Annotated in this window: 4 protein-coding genes; 1 reads left to right on the plus strand and 3 read right to left on the minus strand. The window is 73.0% G+C overall.

The genetic code is table 11. The features are described 5' to 3' along the window. Positions 1 to 28: 28 nt before the first annotated feature. The 3 genes from E1291_RS40400 to E1291_RS40410 all read right to left on the minus strand — a co-directional run bounded on the left by E1291_RS40400 (position 29) and on the right by E1291_RS40410 (position 2,772). A complete protein-coding gene (locus tag E1291_RS40400) occupies positions 29 to 619 on the minus strand; it encodes a hypothetical protein (RefSeq protein ID WP_131743282.1) in 591 nt (196 codons plus the stop codon). A gap of 280 nt (positions 620 to 899) precedes the next feature. Beyond that, on the minus strand, positions 900 to 1,358 hold the full coding sequence (locus tag E1291_RS40405) for an NUDIX hydrolase (protein WP_131743284.1): 459 nt from the start codon (positions 1,356 to 1,358) through the stop codon (positions 900 to 902). Positions 1,359 to 1,467: 109 nt separating this feature from the next. Further along, on the minus strand, positions 1,468 to 2,772 hold the full coding sequence (locus E1291_RS40410; protein WP_131743285.1) for an FAD-binding oxidoreductase: 1,305 nt from the start codon (positions 2,770 to 2,772) through the stop codon (positions 1,468 to 1,470). Positions 2,773 to 2,888: 116 nt separating this feature from the next. On the opposite strand from E1291_RS40410, the gene E1291_RS40415 reads away from it, so the two are divergent. Further along, the coding region (locus E1291_RS40415; protein WP_207401230.1) for an AfsR/SARP family transcriptional regulator at positions 2,889 to 3,313 on the plus strand (425 nt) is incomplete at its 3' end.

Below are 3,313 nucleotides of genomic sequence, written 5' to 3' on the forward strand. Positions count from 1 at the left end.
CAACCCGTCTACCAGGAGCTTCGCTACGTCATGAGCCGAACTGGCAACCTGCGATCACGCTGTGATCAGAAGGCATCCACCAAGGATGAAAAAGCTTCACTGTGGCGCAGTTGTTCGAGATTTTGTTCACGTTCTTGGTCTCGACGGCCGAGTCGTAGCCGGTGCCACTGGCGGACTCCGCCGCCGCAGGTCCGCCCCGGGTTTCGTCGAAGGTGACGCCGACACCGAGCTTGCCGCCGGTGTCCCCGGAGACTTTGCCAAGAGAGACGTTGACCGGCATGCGGGTGCCGTCCCAGGCGATGGTCAGATCCGTCCCCCGCTGCACGGGATTCGGCACAGTGGCGAGTTTTATGCTCCGTTCGTCGATCCGCCGCCCTAGCCGGGCCTGGCTGTCCAGATAGCGCTTGACGAACCCGCCGTCCCGGGCGAACGACGAAGCATTGCGCGTGCCTTTTTGGAGGGTCGACGCGTCGATGTTCCCGTACTCGACCCGGAGGGGAGCATTTCGCGGCTTCGTGGTATGAGCATCCGCGGAGCCCTGGAGAAGGGCGGCGATGCCGACGGTCGTGAGGGAAAGGCCCAGAAGGCCGGCGATCCTTCTGCTCGGACGAGCGATCATCGAATCTTTCCTTTCGGCGAGGGACGATCACCACGGTAGGTCTTACCGCTGCCGAGTCCAGATCGAATCCGTGCAAGTAGTGCGCACATACGGTGATCGGGTGGCGCTGAACTGCGTTGATTCAATGGCGTGTTCAATTGTCCGGCATCGGTCACTCATGTCGTGCAGCGGCCGGAGAGCATGAAGGGCGAGCAAATAATCGGCTAAATATCGCAGTGGCCGATGGTCATGTCATCGGCCAACTCGAACCGGCCCCCTGGATTCGGATCGATCGGCCGGGTCAGTGGGCGGTGAGGGAGGTGAGGAGGGCGTGGTGGCGGGGGGACAGCGCGTCCGGCAGGTCGCCGGGGGCGCACCAGCGGGCCTCGAGGATCTCCGCCGCCTCCAGGTCGAGGCTCCCGCCGGTCACCCTGGCCCGGTAGAACACCTCGACGCGGAGCTCGAAACCGCTGCGGAGCGCGACGGGAGGGCCCTCGACCTCGACCTCCAGGGCCGTCTCCTCGCGCACCTCGCGGACGACCGCGTCCTCGAGCCGCTCGCCTCCGTGGGCGTATCCGCCGGGCAGGCCCCACGCGCGGTGCTCGGGCCACAGGCGGTGCCGCAGGAGCAGCACGCGCCCCTGGTCGTCCCGGACGATCCCGGCCGCGTAGACGAGGAACGTCCGGTTCCTGAGCCGGACGAGCCTCCACTGGAGGCGGCCGTTCAGCAGCTTCCAGAGGCGCGCGAGAAGCCGGTGCACTTGAGATCAACGCCCTACGAGGTCGCGCCGACGCGGTCGGTCGTGCCATGCGCCGGCCCCGGGACGGAGGCCGGTGAGGCCACCACCCTAGCCGGGCGCGGCGCGGGGGTCAGGCCAGGACGGGGTAGTTGCTGCGGAACAGGCCCCGGGGGTCGCGGGAGCGCTTGAGGGTGCGGAGGCGGGCGAGGGTCTCGGCGGTGAAGGCGCTCGCGGCGCGGTCGCCCGGGGACAGGAAGGTGAAGGGCCTGCGGCCGGTGGTGTGCGGGACGAGGGCGTTCGCGATCTCGTCCTGGCGGGCGCGGACGGCGGCGCCGCCGTCCGCGCCGGGGACACCGAACATGTAGAGGGCGAACGGCTCGTCCAGGTGCCCGGCGGCGGTGTCGGAGGGCCGGGTGAGCGCGCCGCCGAGGTGCCGGAGCTGGACGGTCAGGAGCGGCGCGACCGGACGCGACAGCAGCGCCGCGGCGACCTCGTCGGTCAGGCCCGTCAGCAGTTCCGCGCGGGACCGGCCGGGGCCGGGGTCGGTGGGCTCGGCGGTGATCGCGCCGAGCTCGGCGACCGGGAGCGCGCGGCGGGCGTCGGAGAGCCGCCCGGCGACCTTGTCGAGGGGGCGCAGCAGCGCCTCGGCGTCGGCGGCCTCGCCGAGGAAGGCGGCGTCGACGGCCGCCATGGGCTCGGCGCCGGGGTACTGGACGAGCTCGAACCAGGTGGTCAGCTCGTCCGGCGCGGTGGCGGTGATCTCGCGGAAGGCGTCCAGGACGGCCGGGGCCTGCGCGGCGGGCCAGAGCATCCGCCCGCCGTACAGGTGCGGGGCGGGGAACAGGTCGAACTCGACCGCGGTGACGATCGCGAGGTCGCCTCCGCCGCCGCGCAGCGCCCAGAACAGGTCGGGGTCGGACGCCGCGGTCACCCGGGCCGGGGTCCCCTCGGCGTCGACGACGTCGAAGGCGCGGACGGCACCGGAGGCGAAGCCGTGCCGGCGGCCGAACCAGCTGAGCCCGCCGCCGAGGGTGTAGCCGGTGACGGTCACGACCGGGCTGCTGCCCGCCAGGCCCGTCAGGCCGTGCGGGCTCGCCGCCTCCAGCACCCGCCCCCAGGGGACGCCGGCGCCCGCGCGGGCGGTCCGCTCGGCGGGGCGGACGTCCAGTTCGTCCAGGCGGGCGGTGCGCAGCAGGACGGTGTCGCGGACGTCGCCGGTCGCGCCGTGGCCGCTCGGCTGGGTCGCGATCGTCAGCCCGGCGAGGCGGGCGTGCCGGACCAGCGCGGCGACGTCGGCGGCGTCCGCGGCCTCCACGACGGCGCGGACGGGCTGGTCCACGGCCAGGTTCCAGGGCCTCCGGGCCCGCTCGAAGCCGTCGTCGCCCGCGGCCAGCACGGTGCCGCGGACCGCGCGGCGCAGCTCGTCGATGTTCATCTCTCGTCCCCTCTCGGTCGGTGGGACCACGGTGCCGCGGGTGTGTTGGGATCGGGCTGGGATCGAGCTGAGGTCGCCCGGATCTATGCTGTGACCTCGGACGACGCGGGGGGATCATGACGGGGCTGGCGGTGCGGCTGTTCGGCCCGCTGGAGGTCGTGGACGGCGCGGGCCGCGTCCTCGATCCCGGCACCCGCAAGCAGCGCACGCTGCTGGCGATGCTGGCGCTGGAGCCCGGCCGGGTGGTGTCGCTGGACCGGCTGATCGACGAGCTGTGGGCGGGGGAGCCGCCCGCCGGCGCGACCCGGACGCTCCAGGCCTACATCGCGCACCTGCGCCGCGTGCTGGAGCCGGACCGGCCGCCGCGCACGCCCCCGGAGCTCCTGCTCACCCGCGACCCCGGGTACCTGCTCGCGGTCGCGCCGGGGCGGGTGGACCTGTGGCGGTTCACCGCCGGGGCCGACGAGGGGCGCCGGGCGCTGGCGCGCGGCGCGCACGCCGAGGCGCTGGAGGCGCTCGACCGGGCGCTCGGGGAGTGGCG

Origin of the sequence: Actinomadura roseirufa, from assembly GCF_900659635.1 — a bacterium.
In the GTDB taxonomy this organism is placed as follows: domain Bacteria; phylum Actinomycetota; class Actinomycetes; order Streptosporangiales; family Streptosporangiaceae; genus Spirillospora; species Spirillospora roseirufa.

Excerpts from the sequence above, each read along its gene's own strand:
- E1291_RS40400 (WP_131743282.1), bottom strand. The coding sequence starts at position 619 with ATGATCGCTCGTCCGAGCAGAAGGATCGCCGGCCTTCTGGGCCTTTCC.
- E1291_RS40410 (WP_131743285.1), bottom strand. The coding sequence starts at position 2,772 with ATGAACATCGACGAGCTGCGCCGCGCGGTCCGCGGCACCGTGCTGGCC.